The sequence below is a fragment of the Lentzea miocenica genome, from assembly GCF_033949945.1.
Lineage (GTDB): Bacteria > Actinomycetota > Actinomycetes > Mycobacteriales > Pseudonocardiaceae > Lentzea > Lentzea miocenica.
In genome coordinates this window covers 37,950-62,588 of record NZ_JAXAVW010000042.1, presented here as the reverse complement: position 1 = coordinate 62,588, position 24,639 = coordinate 37,950, and the positions used below count along the sequence as shown (strand labels likewise).

Sequence of the window (24,639 nt, the reverse complement as noted above, 5' to 3'; positions counted from 1 at the left end):
GATCGGGGAAGAGGCTCAACGCCAAACGAGACGTTGCCCGTGGGCCTCGGTGGTCGCCAGAGTGGTCGTCTCGACATCCGCGTCACGCACACGGATGAGCCGCAGCTCACCGCCCTCGTGTGCCGCCCACCAGACGTCTCTTCCCAAAGCCGACAAAGCGGGTACGAGGTCGAGGCCGGACCCGCTCGTGATGACGACGAGCGGTGCGTCGATCGGCTCGACCGCCTTGGCGAGGTCCGCGACCGGATCGCCGGCGACCAGGCGTGGCGGGTTCTTGCGCAGGACGCCGCAGGCCACACCGAACAGACGCAGCCGTTCCGGTTGGTCGGCCCACACACAGGCCTCCAGCCAGGCGTAGGCGTCCTCGTCCGCCAGGTCGGCGGGTGCCACCCCGATGCCGGCCTTCGCGGCCACCTTGACCGTCTTGGACAGCTTCGGCAGCACCGCGCCCGGCGCGAGCTCCAGCGCGCAGTGCAGCCCCAGCGCGGCCTTCGCGGGCCCGGCGACGAGCTGCCCGGCCTCCTGGGTCTGGTACCGGTACGAGTACTGGTCGAGGCCGAGCAGCAGGCCCGCCGTCGTCGCGGCCTCCACGAGCCCGATCGGCCCGCCCGCCTGCTTCGCCGCCGCGGCCACCGCCGGGTAGAGCAGGGCGGCGCGCCGCACCTCGTTGGTCTGGATCACCTGTGAGCTGACCAGCTTGCGGACCCGCTCTCCGCGCTCCAGCAGGAAGTCCCGGAAGAGCGGCCAGGTGCTCTCGTCCGCGCCGTAGGTCCCGCCGAGCGACGGGTAGTAGTTCGACAGCTGGTGGAACGGCTCCGCCTGCACGAGCCGATGCGCCGCCGCCAGGAGGAGTTCGCCGGAGGCGTTGTCCTCACCGGCGGCGGTCAGCAGGTCGGCGACCTCCGGATCCTCCGCAGCACGCGACGCCAGGTGTTCGTAGAGGGGCGAGATCGCTGATGCCTCCTCCGCGAACGCCCTCAGACGCTGCTGTGCCAGATCCAGAGAAGTCACTTCACTCCTTGGGTTCAGGGCGCCCCGGCTGCTCGCCACCGCGGGCCTCGCCGTAGGACTGCTTCGGCACCATGACCTTGCGCCTGAAGATGCACACGACCGTGCCGTCCTGCTTGTAACCGCGGGTCTCGACGTAAACGACGCCCCTGTCGTCCTTCGACTTGGACGGCGTCTTGTCGAGCACCTCGGTCTCACCGTAGATCGTGTCACCGTGGAACGTCGGCTTCACGTGCCGCAGTGACTCGATCTCCAGGTTGGCGATCGCCTTGCCGGAGACGTCGGGCACGGACATGCCCAGCAGCAACGAGTAGATGTAGTTGCCGACGACGACGTTCTTGCCGAAGTCCGTCGTGTTCTCCGCGTAGTTCACGTCCATGTGGAGCGGGTGGTGATTCATCGTGAGCAGGCAGAACAGGTGGTCGTCGTACTCCGTGACCGTCTTGCCCGGCCAGTGCTTGTAGATCGCTCCGACCTCGAACTCCTCGTAGTACCGACCGAACTGCACCCTGCCTCCAACTACGTGTGATCGAGATCTGCCTCAGGTGGGGAGACAGTCTGAACAGAGAGGGAGTACCCTCGGCAACCGGTGTGTGAGGATTTCCACCACCAGTGACTTCGCCCCGAGGAGGTGAGGACCCCTAAATGAGCAAGGACCCCCACCCTGCCAGTACCAAGCGCGTCCTCACCGAGGTGGCTTTCTAGATCCATCTAGAACGTTCGAGTTCCACCTGGTCAGGACGCCCGTCGCGCTTTTGCTCTGCCATGCCGGCGTGTGTACCTGGAGGAACCCGACATGCCCAGCCTGCCCTCGATCCGCGGCCGTGGCGCTCAGCAGCGTCCGACGCCGCACATCACCGTGCCGTTGTCGCACTACGTGGTCGACTGCGCGGTCTACGTCGACGGCAAGCGCTTGCCCGGTCGCTGGACGCACACCGACGCCGTCAAAGAGGTCAGCAAGCGCAAGGACGGTTTCGTCTGGATCGGGCTGCACGAGCCCGACGCCGAGCAGATCGAGGGCATCGCCGAGACGTTCGGACTGCACGAGCTGGCGGTTGAGGACGCGGTCCACGCGCACCAGCGCCCGAAGCTCGAGCGGTACGACAACACGCTCTTCATGGTGTTCAAGACAGTCCGCTACGTGACCAACGAGTCTCCCGACACCGCCAACGAGATCGTCGAGTCCGGCGAGATCATGGTGTTCCTGGGCAAGGACTTCGTCATCACCGTGCGGCACGGCAACCACTCCGGGCTGTCCAAGCTGCGCCACGTCCTCGAGGAGGACCCGGAGCGGCTCGAGATCGGTCCCGCCGCGGTGATGCACGCGATCGCCGACCAGGTGGTGGACAACTACCTCGAGGTCACCGACCACATCGAGGACGACATCGACCGCATGGAGGAACGGGTCTTCGCGCCGCGCAGCGAGGTGAGCGCGGAGCAGATCTACATGTTCAAGCGCGAGGTGGTGGAGCTGCGCCGCGCGGTGATGCCGCTCGCGAACCCGTTGCGCCGCTTGGCGGAGGGCTACACGCCGCTCATCCCCGAGCAGGTGCGCGCGTTCTTCCGCGACGTCGACGACCACCTCACCGAGGTGTCCGAGCGCGTGACCGCGTTCGACGAGCTGCTGACCACGCTGGTCGACGCGACGCTCGCGAAGATCACGCTGCAGCAGAACACCGACATGCGCAAGATCACCTCGTGGGTCGCGATCATCTCCGTGCCCACCATGGTCGTCGGTGTGTACGGCATGAACTTCGACTACATGCCAGAGCTGAAGTGGAAGTTCGGCTACCCGCTGATCATGAGCCTGGTCCTGATCGCCTGCCTCACGCTTTACCGAATATTGCGCCGAAATCGCTGGCTCTAGTCCTGGTTTCGCTCGCTTGTTCGTTGTCGAGAGGCCCTGTCATGACCAGAATCCTCACCAACATCCGCTTCTGGATCCTCGCGTTCCTGCTCTGCTGGATCACCACCGTGTTCGTGCTGATCAGCGGAACGCCCTGACGTGTACAAGCGGCTGACGAACCTCAGGTTCTGGCTGCTGGTCTTCCCGATCGGCTGGCTCGCGATGGTGTTCATCTCCATCGCGATCTGGCCGTCACCGGGCGCCGCGTCACCTGACGAGCTGGCCTCCGAGGTGACGAACGCGTTGCGGGCACACGACTTCCACCAGCTGCAGCCGTTGCTCGCGGTCGGCGGCGAGGACGTCGCGAAGTCGACCGTCGAGCATCTCGCCGGAGCCCAGGTGGACCGCGGTGGCTACCGCGACGGCGCGGTCGTCGTGGAGTACACCCGCTTTGGCACGAGTGGCGTTTTCCGGCTGCCCGTCGAGGAGCAGGACGGGCGCTACGTCGTGAACGCGGTGGTCATTCCCACGGGGTGACGTTCCAGGTGAACGGCGTCCCGTGACCTTCGCCGTAACCCAGGTTCAGCGAGACTCCGGCCGGCCAGAGCTTGAGCAGCAGCTCGAACCGGTAGTCGTCGTCCACCCGGCGCGGCTCGAACACCAGCAGTGCCAACGGTGTCGTGGGCGTCGCCTTCGCGGCCGCGTCGGCCAGCACGGCCCGGCCCATCGCCCGGTCGGCGGGTGAAACGTACTGCCACACCACGGAATGCCACACGACGGTCAGCACGTCGCGTTCGGCGCGGGCGAGCTGTTTCGCGAGCCACTCGGGACCCGCCGACTGCTCCACCTTCACCGGATCCGTCGCGGCGAGGTCCAGCGCGTCCCTCAGCCGGTTCCACCTCGTGAGCTGGTCCGCCCAGACGAAGGAGCTCAGGTGCAGCCGTCCGTCCTCTGTGGACACGTCGACCGGCTTGAGGTCGCAGCCCGCCCTGCCGACGACCCGCAACCGGTGGCTCAGATCCGCCGGCGGCCTGCCGGTCCACTCCGGGTCGAGCACCAGGAGGCTGTCCGGGTCGCCGAGCACGGTGTCGTCCAGCCGGTAGCCGACGTGGTGCGGGCGCAGGTTGAGCCCGCCGCTCGCGCCGACCTCCAGCAGCCGCACGCAGAACGGCACGTGCCGGCCGGCGGCCTTGGCGGCCTCCTGCGCGGCGACCATCAGGCCGCCGTAGAGAGGCGCGCTGCGGGCGGGTTCGTTGGTCTGCACGATCGTGGCTTGAACGCGTTGTCTCAGCAGGTCCGCGTGCTCGTTCAGGGAGGGCAGCGCGTCCTCCCAGAGCCTCGGCAGGTCCGGCTGGCCGCCGACGGACGGGTAGTGCTTCGAGAGGCCCGGCGCGCGGCCTTCGAGCACGAGCCGGTGGACGGCGCCCGCGAACCGCAGGCCGGGCACGGTGCCCTCCCGCTCCCGTTCGGAGCCCGCCATGATCTTGGTCGTGACACCGCCCCGGGTCAGGTCTGCGGCGGCGTCGTTGAGGAGTCGCTGGGTCAGCGGACTGCGGTCGCGGCATCCGTCGGCGGCCGCGGCGAACAGCTCGGCAAGCACGGTGTTGACGCTAGTGGCAGCGCTGTCCCGCGTCACCTGGAGAAAGGTTGATTACGCTGCTGGAATGCCCAGGATTCTGGCGGTGGCGGACGAAGTGGCCGAACAGCTGTGGACCGATCAGGTGTATCAGCACTCCGGCGTCGACCTGATCGTGGCCGCGGGCGATCTCCCCTTCGACTACCTGGAGTTCCTGGCCAACGCGCTGGACAAGCCGCTGGTGTTCGTCCCCGGCAACCACGACGTCGATCTTTCTGGCTACTCGAACGTGCGCGGCCTGTGGACCAAGGCGGGCGTTCCGGTCCGCTGGCCAGGTCCAGCCGGTGCGGTGAACGCCGACGAACGCGTGGTCGACGTCGCCGGCCTGCGCATCGCCGGTCTCGGTGGTTCGATCCGCTACAACAAGGGCCCGAACCAGTGGACGGAACGGCAGCAGGCCCGCCGCGCCCGCCGGGTGTCCCGGCTGGCCGGGTGGCGCAGGCTGCGGGACGGACGGGGCGTGGACGTGCTGCTGACCCACTCACCGCCGTTGGACTGCGGCGACGAACCTGACGCGCCACACCGGGGTTTCGAGTGTTTGCGCGGCTTGACCTCACGGCTACAACCCAGGTTCATGCTGCACGGGCACATCCACCCGCACGGGCATCCACGCCCGGATCGTGCTTTGGGCGCGACTCGTGTGGTCAACGTGGTGCCGTATAAGGTGCTGGACATATCGGGAGCGCGCGATGAGACGTGACACCGGTTTCCCCGTGGCGGACGCCGAGAACGACTTCCTGCGAGCCCGCCGTCAGCAGGTGATGTCGCGCTTGGCCGCCTGGCTGCGCCGCGAGCCCGACGACGTGAACATCATGCTGCCGTTCCACGAGGTGGTGGACGCCCTCGGCATGGTGTCCGAGAAGCGCCTGGGCCTGCAGTCGATCCGCCTGGACTCGATCGTGGGCAGCGTCGACCGCACCCGCGACTTCGACCGCCGCTTCCGCCCCACCTCCGGCCGCGTCCGCGAGCGCTGGCAACGCCTGGCCCTGGCCGCCCGCCGAGGCGAGAGCGTCCCGCCGATCGAGGTGTACCGGATCGGTGAGCTGCACTTCATCATCGACGGCCACCACCGCGTCTCCGTCGCGCACGCCCTGGGCCTGTCCGTGATCGACGCCTACGTGACCCAGGTGATCACGCGCGTGAACTCGTCCGGCATCCGGTACCGCGGCGACCTGATCGTGAAGGACTACCGCCGCCTGTTCCTGGACCGCGTCCCGCTCGGCGGCGAGGCCCGCGCCGCCGTCGTCCTGTCCGACCCGTGGGACTACGCCGAACTGGGCGAGCACGTCGAGGCCTGGGGCTTCCGCCTGATGCAGGACACCGGCCAGTTCCTCGACCGCGCGGAGGTAGCCCGGCGCTGGTACGCCGACGAGTACAAACCCGTCGTGGCGATGCTGCGGCAGGCCGACATGATCGGCGACCGGACCGAGACCGAGGCCTACATGTGGGTGGCGGCCGAGCGCTACCGGCTCATCCGCACGCACCGCTGGGACGCCGAGGTGATCAACGCGGTGCGGGAGCAGAACCGCGGCTGAGCGTCATGCCGAGCCCGACCACGAGCACCGGTACCACCAGCAGGTACACCACCGCGTGTCCCAGGCCTCCTACCAGCCAGAACAGCTGCGTCCCCGCCAGCGTCCCGAGGTAGCCGATCGCGGCCACCGCGGTGACGGCGTGCCGGGTGCTCCCCCAGGACGCCGCGAGGCTCAGCGCCACCGGGAACTGGCACGACAGCCCCAGCCCGGTGATCACGAACCCGGCCGGCGACACCTCCTGCCCGCCCTCCAGGAGGAACCAGACCAGCCCGAGCGCGGTGAGCCCGGCACCGGCGTTGAGCAGGTTCCGCACCCCGGCGCGCGCCGCGACCAGCCCGCCGAGGAGCCCTCCGACGGCCATCCCGAACCCGAGAGCGTGCGAACCGTTCAAGCTGACAGCACCCTCGAACCGCCACGACAGACTGGCGCGCAGAACGTCCGCCGCCACACCTGCCACGAGCGCCACCCCCGCGAGCAACAGGAAGTTGTGCGGCATCCGCGGCCTCGTGTCCTCCAGTTGCACGTCCGGCAGCAACACGGCCAGCCCCGCAGCCGCCACGAGGCTGATCACAGCCGTCCACACCAGCCGGTCGACCTGCGGCACGTGCGCGCTGATCAGCTGCGCGGTCAGCAGGCTGCCCACGAGCCCACCCAGGGCCAGCAACCCGTGACACCACGGGAGCACCAGCCGTCCGGTGTCCCGCTCCAGGCCGGCCGCGAGCAGGTTCATGGCGATGAACAACGCACCGTTCGCCAGCGCGAGTCCCACCATCGCCAGCGCGAGAACCCCGAGGCTGCCCACGAACGCCGCCCCGCCGAGCACGAGGCCGGCCGCGATCGCCGACGTGACCGCGACGGCCCGCGCACCCCACCGCCCTGCCAGCCAGGCACCCAGCGGCATGCCGAGCGGCGCCAGGGCGACGCCGAGCAGCACCACCAGCCCGACCGCGATCCCCTCACCGAGGCTGTTCGGGCTGGCGAACCGGCTGGTGAACATGCTCATCGCGAACAACCAGCTGGTGCCGACCCCGCCGTGCAGGAAGAAGTACGCGCCGAGCGCGACCCGACCCCTCATCGCTCATTCCCCCAAATGATCGCCGAGCGCCCAAGCTAGTGGCTCGGCGTGCCCGCCAGACCCGCTTCGGTGAACTCGTGATCGCACGCCGCACGTCTCGAAAACCCGCTCGCCGGAGGACCTCGTCCGTCGTTGGCGTGCGCCGGTGACTGATCTTGTTTCCGAACGCCTGATCCTGCGTCCCTGGGACACCTCCGACATCAAGGCCGTGGTCGAAGCCGAGCGCAGGCCGTCGTGGGCCTCCGACTTCCCCGCCGAGGGCGACACGGTGATCACCGACCTGATCGCCTCGAACCCGGACTGGCTCTCGCCGTTCGGGCACCGCCTGATCATCGAGCGGGCCACCGAGGAGGTCGTGGGTTCCCTGGGCCTGTTCTGGCCCCCTTCCGACGGTCAGGTGGAGATCGGCTACGGCGTGGTGCCGTCACGTCAGGGCCGCGGCTACGCCTCGGAGGCGGCCGCGGCGCTGACCTCGTTCGCGCTGACGCTGGACGACGTGAACACCGTGCACGCCAACGTGGAGCAGTCCAACCCGGCCTGCGCCAGGATGCTGGAGAAGGCGGGCTTCAGCCGGTACGACGGACCCGACGAGCTGATCAGCTACCGGCGCACCACCGGCTGATCGGGCCCGGACTCGCAGACTCGCGGACTCGCGGCTGGGCACATCGGCCCAGCCACCGTTGGCCGAGCGCCGCCCACCCGCGCCGCCCGCCCATCGCGCTTAGCCCCCACAGCCCCGCCACCGCCGGCGCATCCGACCGTCCGCCGCCGGCAACCCACCAGGCGCCGCCACGCTCACTCAGCCGAGGCCAGTCGGCCGAGCCGAAGTCGCGGCCGTGGCACGTCGAGCCGGCCGCCGTTCACCAGGCCACCGCCGCCACGCCGACCACGTTCCCGCTGTCCCTGCACGGCAACGGCCACCAGCGCACACCGTCAGCCGACCGACCCGGACCCGCGGCCATGGCACGCCGACCCGGCCGCCGTTCACCAAACCGCCGCCACGCCGACCACGTTCCCGCTGTCCCCGCACGGCAACGGCCACCAGCGCACACCGTCAGCCGACCGACCCGGACCCGCGGCCATGGCACGCCGAGCCAGCCGCCGTTCACCAAGCCACCGCCACACCGACCACGTTCCCGCTGTCCCCGCACAGCAACGGCCACCAGCGCACCGTCAACCGACCGACCCGAACCCGCGGCCATGGCACGCCGAGCCGACCGCCATTCACCAAGCCGCCACCACGCTGACCACGTTCCCGCTGTCCCCGCACAGCAAACGGCCACCAGCGCACACCGTCAGCCGACCGACCCGAACTCGCGCTCGAGCACCTCTGGCCAGTCTGCCGGCCCGAGACCGCCGGCCATGAGCACGTCACGCCAGTCCACGAGGCTCAGCTCGACGGCCTGCCACAACCGCTCGACGCTGCCCTCCGCCATCAGCACGAGCGCGGCGTGGACGCGTTCCACGTCCTGGTTCCCGGTCTCGGCGAGGGCAAGGGCCTCCAGGGCTTCGGCCGCACGGTCGCCGAAGTCGCGGCCGACGCGGTGCGCGATCCGCTCCGACACGCTCATCTGGGCGCCACCCGCGGGCTGTCCGCGTCGGGCAGCGGGCGGGCCTGGTCCAGCACCTCGTCGGTGTACTTGTCCAGCAAGCGGGTTCCGATCTGTTGCGCGTAACCGAAGATGACCGCCCACAGCAGCAGCGCGGCGGCCGACGGTATCCCGATCAGGCCGCTCGTGACACCGGCTCCGAGCGCCAGGATCCCGACCACCGCGAGGGCCGCACCGAGCATGATCTTGATCAGCGCCTGGTAGCCGATCATCACGTACGGCGAGAGCGATGGCCGGCGGCGTAAGAGCAGGACCACGGCGGCCAGCACCGCGCCGAACGAGCCGAGCACCTGCACCAGCCAGACGTCCACACCGGACGCTTTCGCCGTGCCGCCGGGGCACACCGTGGGCAGCGCGTTCTCCTTCGGGTCGACGCACAGCGGGATGATGCCCGGCTTCACGATGCCGACGACGCCCAGCACGGTGTTGATCACGAACAGCACCAGCGACGCCGCGATCAGCTTGTTGCGCAGCGCGCGCGAACCGGCGTGCGCGAAGTCCGAGTTGTCGTACGCCGCCCGCAGCGCGTCCACCACGATCGCGCGCTCCACCGCGGGCGTGAACTCCCCCGGCCGCAACGCTTCCAGGGCCCGGCGCCGCGGATCGTCGTCGTCCAGGTACTGCGCCACGCGCGCCTGCAGGCCCGGCAACCGGCCGAGAAACCCTCGCTCGGCCGAGATCGTCGCCACCTCGGCCTCGTGCAGGGCGCGCCACGCCCGTTCGATGTACCAGCCCGACCACCACGACGGCACCATGCGCCACCACGGCTCGCGATCGCTCAGCATCGCCTCCACCACCGCCGCCTGCTCCTCGGCGGTGCGGCGCCACACGTCACCCTCGGGATCAACGGGGTCCGGCGGGCCGAGCGCAGCCAGATCCGCGCGGACCCGGTCCAACCGGGACTGCACGACGAGTCGCCAGTCGGTGACTCTCGGTTTACGTTCGGCCATGTTCCGATGGTGACAGGAGGGTCTGACATTTTCCGCAGCCATCCGTGTGACGTGCGCAAACGTCACCGGAACGCCCATATCCACTTGCGCTTATATAATCCAGTAGTTATACATAACCCGTGGACGTCTTCGAGGCCGTGGCCGAACCGAACCGCCGGCACCTGCTGAGCCTGCTGGCCGAACGCGACCGCACCGCGGGCGAACTCGTCGACAGCCTGCCGACGCTGACCCAGCCCGCCGTGTCCCGCCACCTCCGCGTCCTGCGGGAAGTCGGCCTGGTCGAGGTCCGCCCGGACGGCCAGCGGCGCATCTACGCCTTGAAACCCGATGGCCTGCAACGCATCGACGACTGGATCACCCCGTACCGCCGCTTCTGGCGCGACCACCTGGCAGCCCTCGAACAGCACCTGGAGAACCGATGAACGACCTCGGCACCGTGACCACGACCGGCGACCACGCGATCCTCACGTTCGAGCGCAGGCTGCCGTTCCCGATCGACCGCGTCTGGGCCGCGATCACCGACCCGGCCGAACGCAAAGCCTGGTTCGGCGCGGGCACCGTGGAACAGCGTGAAGGCGGCGAGGTCGTCATCGAACCCGACGACCCGCCCGCCCCGATGGAGGCCAAGCGCGTCACCGGCCGCATCCTCACCTGGCAGCCGCCGGCCCAGGGGCACGCGGTGTTCGAACACGAGTGGCAGCAACGAATCGTGGAAGACAGCGTGGTGCGCTACGAGCTCAAGGCAGAAGGCGACGGCACGGTGCTGACCTTCACCCACATCGGACTGTCCGAACGCAACGCACTGGGCTTCGTCCCTGGCACGCACGCCTTCCTCGACCGGCTCACGGCGCACCTCGGCGACGAGACGCTGCCGGGCTGGAGCGAGCGCTACGCCGAAGTCGCGCCGGCGTACCCGGCCTGGAAGTGAGGCCGACTCCGTTCAGGTCTCCTGTGGATGGAAGTGTCGCCAGGCCGGGCTGACCCGGCGGCACTTCCATCCGCCGGGCTCAGGCGGTCTGCGAGGGCTCCACCAGCGCACGGAGCCGGGGAGGCATCCTCTTCTCCAACCCGTACGGTTCGAGGTGGGCCTGCAGCACGCCCGTGAACGCCCGCTCCACCGAAGCGGTGTCCCAGTTGTCGCTCTCCAGAATCGGCTGCTTGAAGTACGGCTGCCCCACGATGTGGAGCTGACGCCCGTTGCAGCGGATGACCTGGCCGGTGATGCCCTCCGCGCGGTCCGAGAGCAGGAACAGCACCAGCGGCGCCACCTTGCCCGGCGTGCGGTCCGCCGGAATGGCGCGCAGCGAACGTTCCGACTTCCACACCATCCGCGTGTGCGCGACCGGGCAGACGGCGTTCACGCGGATGCCTTCCGACTCCAGGTCGAGGGCCCACGAGTAGCTCAACGACGCCACGGCGCCCTTGGTCGCCGAATAGGTGGCGAGTTTGCGCTGGCCGAAGGAGGCGCCGGAGGAAATGTTGATGATGGAACCGCCACCGGACGAACGCATCGCCCGCATGGCCGCGATTCCGACGTAGATGACGCCGAGGACGTTCACCTCGACGACGTGCTTGATCGTCTCGGGGTCGTCCTCCCAGGGCAGCGTCTCGTAGTTCAGCCCCGCGTTGTTCACCAGACCGTCGACGCGGCCGAATTCGTCGACGCACAGGTCGACGATCTTCTGCGCCTCGCTCGGGTCCGCGACCGTGTGGTTCGAGGCGACGGCACGACCGCCGTACCCGCGGATGTGCTCGGCCACCCGCTCCGCGAGGTCACCGTCGTTGTCGTTCACCACGACCGATGCGCCGGCCAGGGCTGCGTGCATCGCGTAGGCCTCGCCGAGTCCTCGGCCCGCCCCCGTGATGACGACCGCTTTTCCGTCCAGGATCCCCATTGCACGCTCTCTTTCATCTTCGGCGGCGGTTCCCCGGAACCCCCCTGTGGTCCTGTAGCCGCCTTCGACAAGCGTGCGGACTATCCGGAGCGGCGAAGAACATGTTTCGTTGAGACGTCGCTGCCGAGCGCCCAATGGCTACCTGAGTTCGGCCCGGCAGATAGTGCCGCGCTAATCAGTCCCAAGTATGTGGAGGCTTTAGTCCTAACCCGATCGAGTGACAAAAACGGGCCGCCCTCCCGCGAGGGGAAGGCGGCCCGCAAAACGAGAATTCACCGTTCCGTGTAAGTCAGGTTCCTGCCGCTGGACGGGTCGAAGAGCTGCACCTTGTCCGCGTCGAACCAGATGTCCGCCGAGGCGCCCTCCACCGCGCCGGACGCCGACGACAGGCGCGTCACGAGCGAGATGCCGTCACCCGGCACGTCGTCCGCTCCCGCGTCCGCCGCGAGCTCCTGGAGCTCGGCCGAGGCCGCCTGCTCGCCCGTGAGGTTGAAGTAGGCGTACTTGTCCGACCCCATCGACTCGAGCACGTCCACCTGCGAGGTGAACTTGCCGCCCGCCGACAACGCGGCGGCGTCGACCAGTGCCGCGTCCTCGAAGTGCTCCGGGCGGATGCCCATGATCACCTCGCGCGGCGCGTCCGCGCTCTCCACCAGCTGCCGCACCCGGTCCGTCAGCGTGACGTCGCCGAGGACCGACCGCAGCGCGCCGTTCTCCAGCGTCGCCGGCACGAAGTTCATCGACGGCGAGCCGATGAAGCCCGCGACGAAGAGGTTGGCCGGCTGGTCGTAGAGGAACTGCGGTGCGCCGATCTGCTGCACGACACCGCCGCGCATGACCACGACCCGGTCGCCGAGGGTCATCGCCTCGGTCTGGTCGTGCGTCACGTACACCGTGGTCGTGCCCAGCTGCTTCTGCAGGCGCGACACCGAGGTGCGCATCTGCACGCGGAGCTTGGCGTCCAGGTTGGACAGCGGTTCGTCCATGAGGAACGCCTTGGGGCTGCGCACGATCGCGCGGCCCATCGCCACGCGCTGCCGCTGGCCACCGGACAGGTTGGACGGTTTGCGGTCCAGGTGCTGCGTGAGATCCAGGATCTCCGCGGCCTCCTGCACCTTGCGCTCGACCGTGGCGTTGTCGACCTTGGCCAGCCGCAACGGGAAGGCCATGTTCTCCTTCACCGTCATGTGCGGGTAGAGCGCGTAGGACTGGAACACCATCGCGATGTCGCGGTCCTTGGGCGCCTTCTCGTTGACGCGCTGCCCGCCGATGCGCAGCTCGCCGTCGGTGATGTCCTCCAGACCCGCGATCATGTTGAGCGTCGTGGACTTCCCGCAGCCGGACGGTCCGACCAGGATGATGAACTCGCCGTCGGCGATCTCGAGGTTGACCTCCTGCACGGCCAGAGCGCCGTCGGGATACCTCTTGGTCACCTGATCCAGAACGATTTCTGCCATTAGCAACTCACCCCTTGACGGCGCCGGAGGTCAGGCCGGCGACGATCCGGCGCTGGAAGAACAACACGAAGAGGATGATCGGGATGGTGATCACGACGGCGGCCGCCGCGATCGATCCGGCCGGGTCCTCGAACTGCGAGCTGCCGGTGAAGAACGACAGCGCCACCGGCACGGTCCGCGACTGCTCGGTCGAGGTGAGCGAGATCGCGAACAGGAAGTCGTTCCAGCAGAAGATGAACACCAGGATCGCCGTCGTGAACACACCCGGCGCGGCCAGCGGCGCGATGACGCGACGGAACGCCTGCCCCGGCGTCGCACCGTCCATCTTCGCCGCCTTCTCGAGCTCCCACGGGATCTCGCGGAAGAACGCCGACAGGGTGTAGATCGCGAGCGGCAGCGCGAACGTGATGTACGGCAGGATCAGGCCGGGCCACGTGTCGAACAGGCCGAGCGAGCGCTCGATCTCGAACAACGGCGACACCAGCGAGACCTGCGGGAACATCGCGATCAGCAGCGAGACGCCCACCAGCAGGTTCTTGCCGGGGAAGTCCAGCCTGGCGATGGCGTAGGCGGCCATCGTGCCGAACACCACGGCGATCGCGGTCGCGATGATCGCGATGCCGATGGAGTTGACCAACGCCCTGGTGAACTCGGACGTCGAGAAGATGTTCTGGTAGTTCTCCAGGCTCCACTCGCGTGGGATGAAGTTGCCGTCCGCCAGCGTCTTCGACGACTTGAACGACAGCGACACGATCCACAGCACCGGGAACAGCGCGTAGATCACGACGACCGCGTTGAGCAGGCCCCAGCCCCACTTCTTGCCGGTGGTGTCCGCTCCTCCGATGCCTGCCATCAGCGCTTCCCTCCGTCGTCACTGCCGGGGGCAGCGGTGCCGAAGAGCTTGATGAACACGAACGCGATGATCGCGACCATGATGAAGATCAGCACGGACATCGTTGATCCGATACCGAGGTTCAAGCCCTTGATCAGGTTGTTGTAGGTCAGCATCGACACCGACGACGTGCCCTGCGAACCCGCGGTGAGCACGAAGAGGTTGTCGAAGATCCGGAACGCGTCGAGCGTGCGGAACAGCAGTGCCACCAGGATCGCCGGCTTCATGATCGGCACGGTGATCTTGATGAACCGCTGCCACCCGCTCGCGCCGTCCATCGCGGCGGCCTTGAGCAGGTCGTCCGGAACGAGCGCCAGACCGGCCATCAGCAGCAGGGCCATGAACGGCGTGGTCTTCCAGATCTCCGCGAGACCCACGACCATCAGCGCGGGGATCTTCTCCGTGAGCACGGGATCGCCACCGAGCGCCTCTGCGAGGTAGCCGGTGCCGGGCGTCCAGGCGAAGCGCCAGGAGAACGCGGCCACGACCGTGACGATGCCGTACGGGATCAGCGTCGTGGTGCGGACGATGCCGCGACCGACCAGTGCGCGGTGCATGATCAGCGCGAGCGACATGCCCAGCACCAGTTCGACCGCGACCGTGACGACGGTGAGCAACACCGTCACCCACACCGCGTTCCACCAGTACGGGCTGCTGAGCACGGTGATGTAGTTGTCGAACCAGATCCACTCGGTGCGGTCCGGGAACTTCAGGTCGAACCGCTGCATCGACAGCAGCAACGAGTAGAGGATCGGCCAGCCGGTCACCGCGACCATGGTGATCGCGGCGGGCGCGCAGAGCAGCCAGCCGAGCCTGCGCTCGGCCCGCTTTCCCTCGCTCAGCGCGACTTTCTTCTTCCTGGGGGCGACGGATTCCGGCGCTGTCCCACCGGCTTTCGCCGTGTCCTCCGTGGTCGCGCGACTCACGGCAACACCCCCTTGGAGTCGAGAGCGTCCTGCAGTTCCTTGCGCAGCCTGTCCGCCGTGGCCTGCGGGTCGATGCTCGCGGGCGGCGACAGGATCGTGGAGATGACCGTCGAGACGTTCTGGTAAGCGGGCGTGCGCGGCCGCACACTCGCGTTCTTCAGCGTCTCCTTGATGTCGTCGCGCATCGGGTACGCCTCGGCCATCTCCGGCTCGTCGTAGACGGCCTCGATGGTCGGCGGCACACCGTCCTTGAGGGCGGCGAGCTTCTGGCTTTCCGCACCGCGCAAGCACAACACCGCGTCGAACGACTCGTCCGCGTGCGTGGTGTAGTTGCTGACGGCGTAGTTGATCCCGCCGACGGTGACCTTGGCTGCGTCACCACTGACCGTGGGGTACGGCGCCCACTTGAAGTTCTTCGCGAAGTCCGGCTTCTTCTGTGCCGCCGCGTAGACGTACGGCCAGTTGAGCTGGAACGCCGCGTTGCCACCCTCCATGGCGAGGCGCGCGTTGTCCTCGGCCGCGTTGGAGAACGACGGGTCGATCGCCTTCGACGTGGCGAGCTTCTTCAACGCCGCCAACGCTTGCACGGCCTTGTCGTCGACGATGGCCTTGGTGCCGTTCTCGTCGAGGATGGTGCCGCCGTTGGAGTTGACGAGGGTGTTGTACAGCACGACGAGCCCCTCGTACTGCTTTCCCTGCCCCACGATCTGGCCGGGCTTCCCTTCCGCCACCAGCGCCTCGGCCATGGAGATCATCTCGTCCCACGTCTTCGGCGGCGTGGGCACGAGGTCGGAGCGGTACCAGAGGAGCTGGACGTTCGTGTTGTCCGGCGCTCCGTACAGCTTGCCCTCGTAGGTTGCCGTGTCGAGCGGCGTCTTCAGCGTGCCGCTTTCCACCTGCGACTTGACGGAGCCGGTGAACTCCTTGATCCAGCCCGCCTTCGCCAGTTCCGCGGTCCACGTGACGTCGAGCCCGAGCACGTCCATGCTGTCGTCTTCCGCGGCCAGTCTGCGCACCATCTGCTCGCGCTGACCGTCCGCCTCACGCGGCAGCTTGTTGTAGACGATGTTGTAGCGCCCGCCGGCCTTCGCGTTGCAGCTGTCGACGATGGCCTGGAAGTTCTCCTGCGGATATTTGTAGACGTTGACGGTGATGCCGCCGTCGCCCGACCCGCACGCCGTGAGCGTTCCTGCCGCGAGTACCGCGGCTCCCACTCCGGCGGCAAGTCGATAGCGCCGTGTCGCACCCATCGGCCCTGCCTCCTTCCCGACTACACGGAGGAGCCAGACCGCAGCGCCCGGCACCTCGTCGTGCCACCGGCCGCACCGGGCGGACCGGTCAAATGAACCTAGGCCTGGTGATCAGGAGCCGCAACCAAGGGAAGCAACGATTCAGAACCAATGCACTTTTCGGCGTCTCAATTGCCGGGGTTCACGGGCCGCATCGCGAGCTTCGCGAGCAGGTCACGGCCCTTTTCGGCCGATTTCGGATGGCAGAGCACGTCATACCGCCCCGCGACGAGCTGACTGGCCGACTGGAAGTCCCGCTTGCCGCGCGCCGACCCGTACCCGACCGCCGCGAACACGAGACCGAAGAACACACCGGTGATCAGACCGGTCAGCACCGGCCCCACCGTCACTCCCGGCTCCGGGCTGAACAACGTCAGCAGCAGACCCACGAACAGACCGAACCAGGCACCGCTCGCGGCACCGGTCATGAGCACGCGGCTCCAGGTGAGCTTGCCGGTGATGCGTTCGACGAGCATCAGGTCGACACCGACGATCATGACGTCCTGCACGGGGAAGTCCTCGACCGCGAGGAAGTCGACCGCGCGCTGCGCCTCCTCGTACGTGGCGTACGAGCCGATCGGCCACCCCGTCGGCGGGGTGGGCAGGCGGGGCGGGACGCCTGGCCGGTTCGGGTTGGCGAACGGACTCGTCACAGGGACCACCTCTGTCGGACGCGCTGATCGTTCCATCCTGCCAGTGCCCGTTGCGGAGTGCCGAGACGCCTACGGGTGTTTTGCCGCTATCCCCGACTCCAACAGTGGGAGTGCCCCCTGGGCGAGCGCGCGAACCTCCGCCCACTGCGAGGCGTCCACGAGCGCGTCCACGTGCCACACCGGGCTCGGCCCGCTCATCGCGTCGAGCAGCCGGTCGAGACGAGCGAGCGCGACCTCGGCCTCGGCGCTGATGGTCAACGGCCCCTGGCGAGCGTCGTCGAACTCGAGGGCGAGCTCGTCGGCCGACGGCGCGGTGCCGATCGACTCGAGCCACGCGCGCTGGACGTCGGCAGGCATCGCCAGCCGGCGTACGCAGTCCTTCAGCCACTCTTCCCTCGACGCGGGCCCGGTCCTCAGCCACCGCTCGACGTGCGCCACGGCCTCGGCCACCTGCTGATGATCGACCGGTGGTTCGTCGTCCGCCTCGACGCGGAACGGCAGCCGGCCGGACGGGAACGTGTCGATCTGGATCTCCGCCCCGTCCCGCGCACGCGTGATCACCCAGACGTTGTCGTCGTCGTTCGGGTTCGGCACCGCCAAGTGCTCGATCCGCAGCCGGCGGACTTTCCGCCGCAGGGCCGCGAACAGCTCGTCGACGGGGCCTCCCGTCACGTCGGACGCGGCCCACGGCACGCCTGGATACGACCGCACGATCAGTCCTCCTCTTCGAACACGACCACGTGGTCGTCGTCGCGGTGCGGCCGGAAGAACCGCCAGCTCTCGTCACGCACCGAACCCGCCCTGAGCGCCTCGATCCGCAGGCCGTCCGAGAGAGCCACCGTCAGGTCACCCCGCTCAGTCACCTCGACCGACGTCACGACGATCCGTTCGCCCGCCAGGTGTGCGGTCAGCTCCCCCGCCCGGACGTCGAACCTGTTGGCGCCCCGCACGTCCCAGTCGAAGTCACCGTCACCGGTCCAGTCCGGTCCTGGCACGTAGATGTGGGACGACCTGGTGACGAGCCGATCCCCACATGTCACCCGCCACGGACATTGCAGGTGCAGTGCGTACTCACCGATCTCACGAGTCCCACCTCGGTGGTCGGTCACCTCGCGGTACGGGCCGAACCCCAGCCAGACGAGGTCGCAGGCACGCCCGATGTGGAGCCATCGCTCACCGATCAGCTCTGCCGTGGACCGTCGTGCTGCCTCGATCACGGACAGCGCGACCCCGGTCGGGTCGTCACTCACCAGGGCAGTGTCGCCGTGTCCACGTCACCTGGGAAACGCAATTTCGAACCGGTGCGCGAACGCCCGGTACGACCGCGCGTGGACGTCCACTTTGTCCGCCACCCGCTCACGTTCCTTCTTCAGCACCTCGCCGGCCGCACGGGCGTTCCCGTTCAGCACATGAATGATCGCCAGCTTCCGCGCCCGTTCGAAGTCCAGCAACGACTCCGGCTTGCCGACGAGTTCGCGGGACAGCGCGTCCCACTTGGCGTGCTTGTCGATGTACGGCACACCGTGCTTCACCACAGCACCCACCAGCGACGAAGCCACCCCCGCGTGGTCGCCGCCCGGCTCGAAGACCCACCGCCAGACCGGCTTCTCCCCCATCAGGTAGCCCACCGGCACGGACACGACGGGCGTCCCGGGAATGCCGACGCCGAGCGCGCGGCAGACCTCGTCGTACCGGCGGAAACAGACCCCCACCAACGGGGTGACGTCGAGTGAGCCCGCCAGGCCGAAACCGAGCCATCCGAAGGCGCCGTCACCGCGGTCCTGCAGCCAGACGTGGCCGCGGCGGACGAAGCCCGTCGGTCGCAACGCGGTGTCCACAGCTACGAGCACGTCGGTTTTCAGAGAGGGCCTCACTCACGAGAGAGTGCCAGGGCGAGCCGCATCCCGCCCGGCAACCTCAGCCGGGCTGGAGGAACTCCAGGGCCTCGAACTCGCTCCCGGCCTGCCTCATCGCCTTGAACCTGCCGTCGTGCACCGAGCGGGCGAGCACGTTCCAGTCGTCGTCGCAGTGCAGGAGGTGGAAGTCGTCGCCGTACCTGGCCACGACGAATCCGGTGGCTGTCGAGGTGCCCCTGGGTCGCTGCGCCGGGCCGGCCAGGGCGAACGAGAGCACCTCGGCGCCGTCCAGTTCGTGAGGCGGCTGCCGGGGCGTTTCACGGCCGGCCAGGCTCTCCTGGTGGTTCGTGGCCATGACCAACCGGCCGTCCGCGTGCTCTGCGCGGTTCGTCGAAGTCACCTCGCGTGCAGAGACGCCGCTGCACGCGATGTACCCCGTCCTGTCCGGGCTTTCCAGCGCCAGCCACAGCTGGAACTTGAACGGCAGGTCGCGGAACTCGTCGTACTCGCGTTCCTCGGCCAGGCGCAGCACCACGTCGGGGTAGCTCGTGCCCAGCCTGATCAGCCGGACGTCGACGAACAGCAGCATCACGCCGCTCGCCTTGCTGTACATCCTCAGCTCGGAATGGCCGACGCCGTAACTCCACAGCTGGAAGGACATACCGGTACGCCACGGAAGCTCGTGCATCTACAACTCCCCCAGGCTCAGTGCAACACCGGCGCCAGGAACTTCGCCAGCGCGTCCACCGCCTGCGAGGGTACGTCGTCGAGGTGCTCGGTGAGCTGCAAGAGGAGTCGCCCGCCGCCCAGGTCGGTGACCGAACGACACGGTGCGGTGACGCAAACCTCTTGCACGCCACCCAAAGCAGCGACTTGGCGCGGGCCGAGCAGCGTTGCCCAGTGCGGACCGCGGGCCAACTCCGCGGCCATGAAAAGAGATTCGTCGAGGCCCACGCCCACGGCGACCTCGTGCGCGGTCCGCACTCCCACGCGGTCCAGGGTGATCCAGCCGCCCGACGCGCGCAGCAAGGACGCTCCCGAGCGAAACTTCGACACCCAATCTTGTTGCACGGCATGGGAAATCCAGCCACCGAACAACGAGCGGGACGCGGTGACCACGACCTGGTGCGGGAACGCGGGGTCGTCCTTCAGCAGGATTTCGGCGCACCAGCCGTCTTCGACCAGCGGCAGGCCCTGGAAGTCGAGCTGGACGAGTTGCACGCGCAGGAAAGAAGGCAGCTCCGTCAGTGCGGCGTGCCACGACGAAGGGGTGAAGTCACCCGAAGAGAGCAACAGGCGGGCATAACCCGGTGGACCCCAGGGCGTTGTGTCAGATGGCATGTAGTCACGGGCCACCGACACGAGCTCCTCCACCGATGCCGGGCAGAGGGGTGCGAGCAGGTCGGTGAACACGGCGCCGAACCAGGTGGCCAGCGCGGGACGGTCGACGGCGGTGAACGTGTCCAGCTCCAGGCGGACGACGTGCGGCGGCGACACAGGTCTCGGAAGCGTCAGATCTGTGCTCAAAGTGAGCGAACCTTAAGGCCCCCAGGCAAAAACCGTTAGGGGCCACTCTCGTGAAAGAATGGCCCCTAACGGGGGAACGTCGAGCCGAGTCTCAGCCGCGTGACTGGTAGTCGCGGAGCAGGCCGCGGGAGATGATCGTCTTCTGGATCTCCGACGTGCCTTCGCCGATCAGCAGGAACGGCGCCTCGCGCATCAAGCGCTCGATTTCGTATTCCTTGGAATAGCCGTAGCCGCCGTGGATGCGGAACGACTCCTGCGTCACCTCGGCGCAGTATTCGGACGCGATGAGCTTGGCCATGCCGGCCTCGACGTCGTTGCGCTGGCCCGAGTCCTTCAGCCGCGCGGCGTTGACCATCATCAGGTGCGCCGCCTCGACCTTGGTGGCCATCTCGGCGAGCTTGAAGGCGATGGCCTGGTGCTCGGCGATGACCTTGCCGAACGTCTTGCGCTGCTGGGAGTACTCGATCGCGAGCTCGAAGGCGCGGATCGCGATGCCGCACGCGCGGGCGGCCACGTTCACGCGGCCCACCTCGACGCCGTCCATCATGTGCCGGAAGCCCTGGCCCGTGACGCCGCCCAGCACCTGGTCGGCGGCGATCTCGAAGCCGTCGAACACCATCTCGGTGGTGTCGACGCCCTTGTAGCCCATCTTGTCGATCTTGCCGGGGATCGTGAGGCCCGGCAGGACCTCTCCGTAGCCCTCTGGCTTCTCGACCAGGAACGTCGTGAGGTTCTGGTGCGGCTTCTCGGCACCCTCGTCGGTCTTCACCAGCACCGCGGTCAGGTTCGACGTGCCACCGTTCGTCAGCCACATCTTCTGGCCGTTGATCGTGTAGCCGGAGTCACCGCGAACAGCCCGAGTGCGGATCGCCGCGACGTCGGAGCCGAGTTCGGGCTCGGACATGGAGAACGAGCCGCGCACCTCGCCGGCGGCCATCCGCGGCAGGTACTTCTCCTTCTGCTCGGGCGTCCCGTGCTGCTTGAGCATGTGCGCCACGATGAAGTGCGTGTTGATGACACCGGAGACGCTCATCCAGCCGCGCGCGATCTGCTCGACGACCAGCGCGTAGGTCAGCAGGGACTCGCCGAGGCCGCCGTACTCCTCCGGGATCGTCAGGCCGAAGAGGCCCATCTCCTTCATGCCCTCGACGATGTCGGCGGGGTACGTGTCGCCGTGCTCCAGCGTCTGGGCGTGCGGGATGATCTCCTTGTCCACGAACGTGCGGACGGTCGCGAGGATTTCTTCCTGGATGTCCGTGAGACCCGCGGTCTGGGCGAGGCGCGCCATCGCACTTCCCTTCCAAGGCTTTGGTTACCGGCGAGTATGGACCGGTTAACGCCCGTTTGCGACCGCGGTGTGCTCTCCGCAACACAGCAGCGCCCGCTGTACCGAAACAGCATCCCTGACAGGTGTAATCGCGCACCCACACGCGACGAACTCAGAGTGCGGACTTTAAGATCCCGCCTCACCACATCTAGGGGGGACCGCATGACCTACGACCCGTACAACCCGAAGCAGCCGGGCGATCCGTACGGCCAGCAACAGCCCTACGGACAGCAGCAGCCCTACGGCCAGCCCGGCCAGCCCGGCCCGTACGGCCAGCAGCCGATGTACGGCGGTTACGGCTACGCGCCGCCCAAGTCTCAGACAAACGCGATCCTCGCGCTCGTGCTGTCGTGCGTGGGTCTTGCCACCTGTGGCGTGACGGCGATCGTCGGCGTCATCTTCGGCCACATCGCGATGGGGAAGATCAGGCGGGGCGAGGAGGACGGCCGCGGCATGGCGCTCGCGGGCGTGATCGTCGGTTACGTCGTCATCGCCGGCTGGCTGCTCTACGCCGCGATCATCATCATCGCGATCGTCGCAGCGGCAAATCAGGGCTACAACTAGCGGGAAAGAGCTCAGCCCGCGAGGGCGATCTCCAGCGCGCCTCCGCAGTGGCGGCAGACGTCGGCGAACACGTGGACGTCGGCATCGCATCCCGGGCAGCTGCGGAAGCTGCGCTCGAGCAGGTCGTCTTCGCGGCGTTTGAAAAGCCGCAACCGTCTGCCCGCCTTGCCGTTACTCGAATGTGACATGCCCCAGAGCATGCCCCCACCGAGGGGGCGGACCGCAAACTTCGGTGACGGATTGTGCGCCACTTCACCCGTTTTGAACGCAACCTGTGACGGTCGAACACGTCCAGTAACAATTGGGGTGAAGTAGCGCACAATCCGTAACGGATTTGAACCCCGATCAGTCCTCCGGCGGAGACCAGACGTTCGACCGCGACATGCCCGCGGCGCGCCCCTTGCCGGAGATCACCAGAGCCATCTTCCGCGACGCCTCGTCGATCATCTCGTCGCCGAGCATCACCGCGCCGCGCTTGCCGCCCGCCTCGGACGTGAAGTACTCGTACGCGTCGAGGATGTTCTCTGCGTGGTCGTAGTCGTCCTGCTTCGGGCTGAAGACCTCGTTGGCCGCGTCGATCTGGCCGGGGTGCAGCACCCACTTGCCGTCGAAGCCCAGCGCCGCGGAACGACCGGCGACGCGCTTGTAGCCCTCGACGTCGCGGATCTGCAGGTAGGGGCCGTCGATGGCCTGCTTGTCGTGGGCCCGCGCGGCCATCAGGATCCGCATCAGGATGTAGTGGTAGGCGTCGCCGACGTCGTAGCCGGGCGGCTGCTCACCGACGACCAGCGACTTCATGTTGATCGACGCCATGAAGTCCGCCGGGCCGAAGATGATCGTCTCGACGCGCGGGGACGCGGTGGCGATCGCGTTGACGTTGTTCAGGCCCAGGGCGTTCTCGATCTGCGCCTCGATGCCGATCTTGCCGACCTCGTAGCCCATCGTCTTCTCGATCTGGGTGATCAGGAAGTCGAGCGCGACGATCTGCTCGGGCGTCTGGACCTTCGGCAGCATGATGCAGTCGAGGTTCGCACCGGCGCCCTCGACGACCTCGGTGACGTCGCGGTAGGTCCACTCCGTCGTCCAGTCGTTGACGCGGACGACGCGGGCCTTGTCACCCCAGCCGCCCTCGTTGAGCGACGCGACGATGGTCTTGCGGGCGTCCGGCTTGGCCAGCGGGGCGCAGGCGTCCTCCAGGTCCAGGAACACCTGGTCCGCCGGCAGCGTGCGCGCCTTGTCGATCATCTTCTGGCTAGAACCGGGGACCGCCAGACACGAGCGACGGGGACGCTGCTGGTCGACCACTGGAGTACCTCCTCGTACCGGCCGGTAACTATGTGCGCCACAGTGGCACGCATCATCTCCGGGCGCATATTCGCTGAGTCCCGTTTCACAAAGCCTGGCAGGCTGAACCGGTGGAGATCACTCGAGTCCTCGATGCGGCGCTGCGCAAAGCGGCGGCCGTCTGGATCACCTCACCCGGCCACGAACCCCGTCTCGTGCACGCACACTGGCGTGACGACGCCCTGTGGGTCGTCACCGGCGGCTCGGAACAACAGGTGCCGGGCTTGAGCGACCAGGCCCAGGTCACCGTCACCGTCCGCTCCCCCAGCACGCACTCGCACCTCATCGACGCCGAGGCCGTCGCGCACCTGACCGAGCCCGACGAGGAGACGACGCAGGCTTTGAGGACGGCGCGGCTCAACACCAAACCGGAGTGGGAAGTGGTGTACCGGCTGGAGTTCAGCGCATGATCACCGTCCCGGCAGGCTTCGGCGAGGGCCTCGGCGACGGCGCGGAGGAATGGGTGGCGCGACTGCCGAGACTCGCCACCAAGGCGTGTGCACGCTGGCGGCTGACCCCGGACGGCGCGCTGATGAACGGCTTCTGCGCGGTCGTCCTCCCGGTCCGCCGGGCCGACGGACACCCGGCCGTGCTCAAGCTGAGCTGGGTCGACGAGGAGACCAGGCACGAGCCGCTGGCGCTCAAGCTCTACGACGGCAACGGTGCTGTGCGCCTGCTCGACCACGACGAGGAACTGGGTGCGCTGCTGCTCGAACGCCTCGACCCGCACTCCCTCGACGACGAACCGATCGACCTGGCCGTCGGCGTGATCGGTGAACTGCTGCGCCGCCATCGCGCGATCCAGGCTCCGAACGAGCTCCGACGGTTCGAGAACGACCTGGAAGACCATCCGGCGGTGCCTCGCAAGCTGCTCGACGCCGCCCGCGAGGCCGGCACCAGGCCGATGGGCACGACGCTGGTCAACGAGGACCTGCACTACGAGAACGTGCTGCGCGGCGACCGGGAACCGTGGCTGGTGATCGACCCGAAACCGCTGTCCGGCGATCCCGAGTACTGCATGATTCCGTTGCTGTGGAACAGGTTCGACGAGCTGGACGACCACCGGGGACTCGACGACCGGTTCCTCGCCCTGTGCGACGCCGGCGAACTGGACATCGCGAAAGCACGGGACTGGACGTTGCACCGCGCGGTCGTGAACTGGATCTGGTGCCTGGAAGAGGACATCGAGGACATGGCGGTGATCTGCGCCGAGATCGCCCGGTGGGCGGTCAGAACCTGATCTAGCCTG

Annotated in this window: 30 protein-coding genes; 10 read left to right on the top strand and 20 right to left on the bottom strand. The window is 68.0% G+C overall.

What is annotated here, in order from left to right; genetic code table 11:
- Positions 1-15: 15 nt before the first annotated feature.
- Positions 16-1,011, bottom strand: a complete 996-nt coding sequence (locus SK803_RS39065; RefSeq protein ID WP_319971242.1) for a DUF2332 domain-containing protein — start codon at positions 1,009-1,011, stop codon at positions 16-18.
- A 1-nt stretch (position 1,012) separates the two neighbouring features.
- Entirely contained in the window at positions 1,013-1,516 is a 504-nt protein-coding gene (locus SK803_RS39060) for a MaoC family dehydratase (RefSeq protein WP_086663075.1), read from the bottom strand.
- Positions 1,517-1,804: 288 nt separating this feature from the next.
- Here SK803_RS39060 and corA point away from each other — a divergent pair, with 288 nt between their 5' ends.
- Together corA and SK803_RS39050 are read left to right on the top strand one after the other, a co-directional pair.
- Positions 1,805-2,875 carry a magnesium/cobalt transporter CorA gene (gene corA, locus SK803_RS39055; protein ID WP_319971241.1) on the top strand — a complete coding sequence of 357 codons (1,071 nt, stop codon included), beginning with the start codon at positions 1,805-1,807 and terminating at the stop codon, positions 2,873-2,875.
- A 138-nt stretch (positions 2,876-3,013) separates the two neighbouring features.
- The gene (locus SK803_RS39050) at positions 3,014-3,391 is read left to right on the top strand and encodes a hypothetical protein (RefSeq protein ID WP_319971240.1); all 378 of its coding nucleotides are present in this window, start codon (positions 3,014-3,016) and stop codon (positions 3,389-3,391) included.
- On the opposite strand, the gene SK803_RS39045 is transcribed toward SK803_RS39050, so the two are convergent.
- Positions 3,375-4,454, bottom strand: a complete 1,080-nt coding sequence (locus tag SK803_RS39045; protein ID WP_319971239.1) for a DUF2332 domain-containing protein — start codon at positions 4,452-4,454, stop codon at positions 3,375-3,377. The genes SK803_RS39050 and SK803_RS39045 overlap by 17 nt on opposite strands.
- Positions 4,455-4,518: 64 nt before the next feature.
- Here SK803_RS39045 and SK803_RS39040 point away from each other — a divergent pair, with 64 nt between their 5' ends.
- Both SK803_RS39040 and SK803_RS39035 read left to right on the top strand, forming a co-directional pair.
- A complete protein-coding gene (locus SK803_RS39040; protein WP_319971238.1) occupies positions 4,519-5,190 on the top strand; it encodes a metallophosphoesterase family protein in 672 nt (223 codons plus the stop codon).
- Positions 5,180-6,025 (top strand): ParB N-terminal domain-containing protein, encoded by an 846-nt coding sequence (locus SK803_RS39035; RefSeq protein WP_319971237.1) that lies wholly within the window; start codon positions 5,180-5,182, stop codon positions 6,023-6,025. The genes SK803_RS39040 and SK803_RS39035 overlap by 11 nt, the downstream gene beginning before the upstream one ends.
- Here the strand turns inward: SK803_RS39035 and SK803_RS39030 are convergent.
- Complete coding sequence (locus SK803_RS39030; RefSeq protein WP_319971236.1) at positions 5,994-7,100, bottom strand: MFS transporter; 1,107 nt, start codon at positions 7,098-7,100, stop codon at positions 5,994-5,996. The two genes, SK803_RS39035 and SK803_RS39030, sit on opposite strands and share 32 nt — an antisense overlap.
- Before the next feature lie 145 nt (positions 7,101-7,245).
- Between SK803_RS39030 and SK803_RS39025 the strand changes: the two genes are divergently transcribed.
- A complete protein-coding gene (locus SK803_RS39025; RefSeq protein WP_319971235.1) occupies positions 7,246-7,722 on the top strand; it encodes a GNAT family N-acetyltransferase in 477 nt (158 codons plus the stop codon).
- Positions 7,723-8,395: 673 nt separating this feature from the next.
- Here the strand turns inward: SK803_RS39025 and SK803_RS39020 are convergent.
- Together SK803_RS39020 and SK803_RS39015 are read right to left on the bottom strand one after the other, a co-directional pair.
- On the bottom strand, positions 8,396-8,671 hold the full coding sequence (locus tag SK803_RS39020) for a hypothetical protein (protein WP_319971234.1): 276 nt from the start codon (positions 8,669-8,671) through the stop codon (positions 8,396-8,398).
- Positions 8,668-9,660 (bottom strand): hypothetical protein, encoded by a 993-nt coding sequence (locus tag SK803_RS39015; RefSeq protein ID WP_319971233.1) that lies wholly within the window; start codon positions 9,658-9,660, stop codon positions 8,668-8,670. The genes SK803_RS39020 and SK803_RS39015 overlap by 4 nt, the downstream gene beginning before the upstream one ends.
- A 119-nt stretch (positions 9,661-9,779) precedes the next feature.
- On the opposite strand from SK803_RS39015, the gene SK803_RS39010 reads away from it, so the two are divergent.
- Both SK803_RS39010 and SK803_RS39005 read left to right on the top strand, forming a co-directional pair.
- Complete coding sequence (locus tag SK803_RS39010; protein WP_319971232.1) at positions 9,780-10,082, top strand: ArsR/SmtB family transcription factor; 303 nt, start codon at positions 9,780-9,782, stop codon at positions 10,080-10,082.
- Positions 10,079-10,588: an SRPBCC family protein gene (locus tag SK803_RS39005; RefSeq protein WP_319971231.1), complete on the top strand. Its 510-nt coding sequence runs from the start codon at positions 10,079-10,081 to the stop codon at positions 10,586-10,588. Before SK803_RS39010 ends, SK803_RS39005 begins: the two co-directional genes overlap by 4 nt.
- A gap of 79 nt (positions 10,589-10,667) precedes the next feature.
- Here the strand turns inward: SK803_RS39005 and SK803_RS39000 are convergent, their stop codons facing one another.
- From SK803_RS39000 to SK803_RS38945, 12 genes are all read right to left on the bottom strand, one after another.
- Positions 10,668-11,555, bottom strand: coding sequence for an SDR family NAD(P)-dependent oxidoreductase (locus SK803_RS39000; RefSeq protein WP_319971230.1), 888 nt, complete (start codon positions 11,553-11,555; stop codon positions 10,668-10,670).
- A 272-nt stretch (positions 11,556-11,827) separates the two neighbouring features.
- The gene (locus tag SK803_RS38995) at positions 11,828-13,012 is read right to left on the bottom strand and encodes an ABC transporter ATP-binding protein (RefSeq protein WP_319971229.1); all 1,185 of its coding nucleotides are present in this window, start codon (positions 13,010-13,012) and stop codon (positions 11,828-11,830) included.
- 7 nt (positions 13,013-13,019) lie between these two features.
- The gene (locus SK803_RS38990) at positions 13,020-13,865 is read right to left on the bottom strand and encodes a carbohydrate ABC transporter permease (protein ID WP_319971228.1); all 846 of its coding nucleotides are present in this window, start codon (positions 13,863-13,865) and stop codon (positions 13,020-13,022) included.
- Positions 13,865-14,830, bottom strand: a complete 966-nt coding sequence (locus tag SK803_RS38985) for a carbohydrate ABC transporter permease (RefSeq protein ID WP_319971227.1) — start codon at positions 14,828-14,830, stop codon at positions 13,865-13,867. Before SK803_RS38985 ends, SK803_RS38990 begins: the two co-directional genes overlap by 1 nt.
- Positions 14,827-16,080: an ABC transporter substrate-binding protein gene (locus SK803_RS38980; RefSeq protein WP_319971226.1), complete on the bottom strand. Its 1,254-nt coding sequence runs from the start codon at positions 16,078-16,080 to the stop codon at positions 14,827-14,829. The genes SK803_RS38985 and SK803_RS38980 overlap by 4 nt, the downstream gene beginning before the upstream one ends.
- A 167-nt stretch (positions 16,081-16,247) precedes the next feature.
- Positions 16,248-16,808: a general stress protein gene (locus tag SK803_RS38975; protein ID WP_319971225.1), complete on the bottom strand. Its 561-nt coding sequence runs from the start codon at positions 16,806-16,808 to the stop codon at positions 16,248-16,250.
- Positions 16,809-16,841: 33 nt separating this feature from the next.
- Entirely contained in the window at positions 16,842-17,483 is a 642-nt protein-coding gene (locus tag SK803_RS38970) for a hypothetical protein (RefSeq protein WP_319971224.1), read from the bottom strand.
- A gap of 2 nt (positions 17,484-17,485) precedes the next feature.
- A complete protein-coding gene (locus tag SK803_RS38965) occupies positions 17,486-18,022 on the bottom strand; it encodes a hypothetical protein (protein ID WP_319971223.1) in 537 nt (178 codons plus the stop codon).
- A 24-nt stretch (positions 18,023-18,046) separates the two neighbouring features.
- Complete coding sequence (locus tag SK803_RS38960) at positions 18,047-18,646, bottom strand: hypothetical protein (RefSeq protein WP_319971222.1); 600 nt, start codon at positions 18,644-18,646, stop codon at positions 18,047-18,049.
- Positions 18,647-18,689: 43 nt separating this feature from the next.
- Entirely contained in the window at positions 18,690-19,316 is a 627-nt protein-coding gene (locus SK803_RS38955) for a hypothetical protein (protein WP_319971221.1), read from the bottom strand.
- A 17-nt stretch (positions 19,317-19,333) separates the two neighbouring features.
- Complete coding sequence (locus SK803_RS38950) at positions 19,334-20,155, bottom strand: hypothetical protein (RefSeq protein WP_319971220.1); 822 nt, start codon at positions 20,153-20,155, stop codon at positions 19,334-19,336.
- A gap of 91 nt (positions 20,156-20,246) precedes the next feature.
- The gene (locus tag SK803_RS38945) at positions 20,247-21,443 is read right to left on the bottom strand and encodes an acyl-CoA dehydrogenase family protein (protein WP_319971219.1); all 1,197 of its coding nucleotides are present in this window, start codon (positions 21,441-21,443) and stop codon (positions 20,247-20,249) included.
- Positions 21,444-21,644: 201 nt separating this feature from the next.
- Here SK803_RS38945 and SK803_RS38940 point away from each other — a divergent pair, with 201 nt between their 5' ends.
- Positions 21,645-22,046, top strand: a complete 402-nt coding sequence (locus SK803_RS38940; protein WP_319971218.1) for a DUF4190 domain-containing protein — start codon at positions 21,645-21,647, stop codon at positions 22,044-22,046.
- An 11-nt stretch (positions 22,047-22,057) separates the two neighbouring features.
- Here SK803_RS38940 and SK803_RS38935 read toward each other — a convergent pair whose 3' ends face one another.
- Together SK803_RS38935 and SK803_RS38930 are read right to left on the bottom strand one after the other, a co-directional pair.
- Positions 22,058-22,234 carry a hypothetical protein gene (locus tag SK803_RS38935; RefSeq protein ID WP_319971217.1) on the bottom strand — a complete coding sequence of 59 codons (177 nt, stop codon included), beginning with the start codon at positions 22,232-22,234 and terminating at the stop codon, positions 22,058-22,060.
- 157 nt (positions 22,235-22,391) lie between these two features.
- Positions 22,392-23,351, bottom strand: coding sequence for an HpcH/HpaI aldolase/citrate lyase family protein (locus SK803_RS38930; protein WP_319971216.1), 960 nt, complete (start codon positions 23,349-23,351; stop codon positions 22,392-22,394).
- Between the two features lie 110 nt (positions 23,352-23,461).
- Between SK803_RS38930 and SK803_RS38925 the strand changes: the two genes are divergently transcribed.
- Together SK803_RS38925 and SK803_RS38920 are read left to right on the top strand one after the other, a co-directional pair.
- Positions 23,462-23,800: a hypothetical protein gene (locus tag SK803_RS38925; protein WP_319971215.1), complete on the top strand. Its 339-nt coding sequence runs from the start codon at positions 23,462-23,464 to the stop codon at positions 23,798-23,800.
- On the top strand, positions 23,797-24,630 hold the full coding sequence (locus tag SK803_RS38920; RefSeq protein ID WP_319971214.1) for an aminoglycoside phosphotransferase family protein: 834 nt from the start codon (positions 23,797-23,799) through the stop codon (positions 24,628-24,630). Before SK803_RS38925 ends, SK803_RS38920 begins: the two co-directional genes overlap by 4 nt.
- Positions 24,631-24,639 lie beyond the last annotated feature (9 nt).

Bases quoted from the DNA above. Each gene is read 5' to 3' on its own strand.
- corA (WP_319971241.1), top strand. From the start codon at position 1,805: ATGCCCAGCCTGCCCTCGATCCGCGGCCGTGGCGCTCAGCAGCGTCCG.
- SK803_RS39040 (WP_319971238.1), top strand. From the start codon at position 4,519: ATGCCCAGGATTCTGGCGGTGGCGGACGAAGTGGCCGAACAGCTGTGG.
- SK803_RS39035 (WP_319971237.1), top strand. From the start codon at position 5,180: ATGAGACGTGACACCGGTTTCCCCGTGGCGGACGCCGAGAACGACTTC.
- SK803_RS39030 (WP_319971236.1), bottom strand. From the start codon at position 7,100: ATGAGGGGTCGGGTCGCGCTCGGCGCGTACTTCTTCCTGCACGGCGGG.
- SK803_RS39020 (WP_319971234.1), bottom strand. From the start codon at position 8,671: ATGAGCGTGTCGGAGCGGATCGCGCACCGCGTCGGCCGCGACTTCGGC.
- SK803_RS39015 (WP_319971233.1), bottom strand. From the start codon at position 9,660: ATGGCCGAACGTAAACCGAGAGTCACCGACTGGCGACTCGTCGTGCAG.
- SK803_RS39005 (WP_319971231.1), top strand. From the start codon at position 10,079: ATGAACGACCTCGGCACCGTGACCACGACCGGCGACCACGCGATCCTC.
- SK803_RS39000 (WP_319971230.1), bottom strand. From the start codon at position 11,555: ATGGGGATCCTGGACGGAAAAGCGGTCGTCATCACGGGGGCGGGCCGA.
- SK803_RS38995 (WP_319971229.1), bottom strand. From the start codon at position 13,012: ATGGCAGAAATCGTTCTGGATCAGGTGACCAAGAGGTATCCCGACGGC.
- SK803_RS38990 (WP_319971228.1), bottom strand. From the start codon at position 13,865: ATGGCAGGCATCGGAGGAGCGGACACCACCGGCAAGAAGTGGGGCTGG.
- SK803_RS38980 (WP_319971226.1), bottom strand. From the start codon at position 16,080: ATGGGTGCGACACGGCGCTATCGACTTGCCGCCGGAGTGGGAGCCGCG.
- SK803_RS38975 (WP_319971225.1), bottom strand. From the start codon at position 16,808: ATGGAACGATCAGCGCGTCCGACAGAGGTGGTCCCTGTGACGAGTCCG.
- SK803_RS38955 (WP_319971221.1), bottom strand. From the start codon at position 19,316: ATGCACGAGCTTCCGTGGCGTACCGGTATGTCCTTCCAGCTGTGGAGT.
- SK803_RS38945 (WP_319971219.1), bottom strand. From the start codon at position 21,443: ATGGCGCGCCTCGCCCAGACCGCGGGTCTCACGGACATCCAGGAAGAA.
- SK803_RS38940 (WP_319971218.1), top strand. From the start codon at position 21,645: ATGACCTACGACCCGTACAACCCGAAGCAGCCGGGCGATCCGTACGGC.
- SK803_RS38935 (WP_319971217.1), bottom strand. From the start codon at position 22,234: ATGTCACATTCGAGTAACGGCAAGGCGGGCAGACGGTTGCGGCTTTTC.
- SK803_RS38920 (WP_319971214.1), top strand. From the start codon at position 23,797: ATGATCACCGTCCCGGCAGGCTTCGGCGAGGGCCTCGGCGACGGCGCG.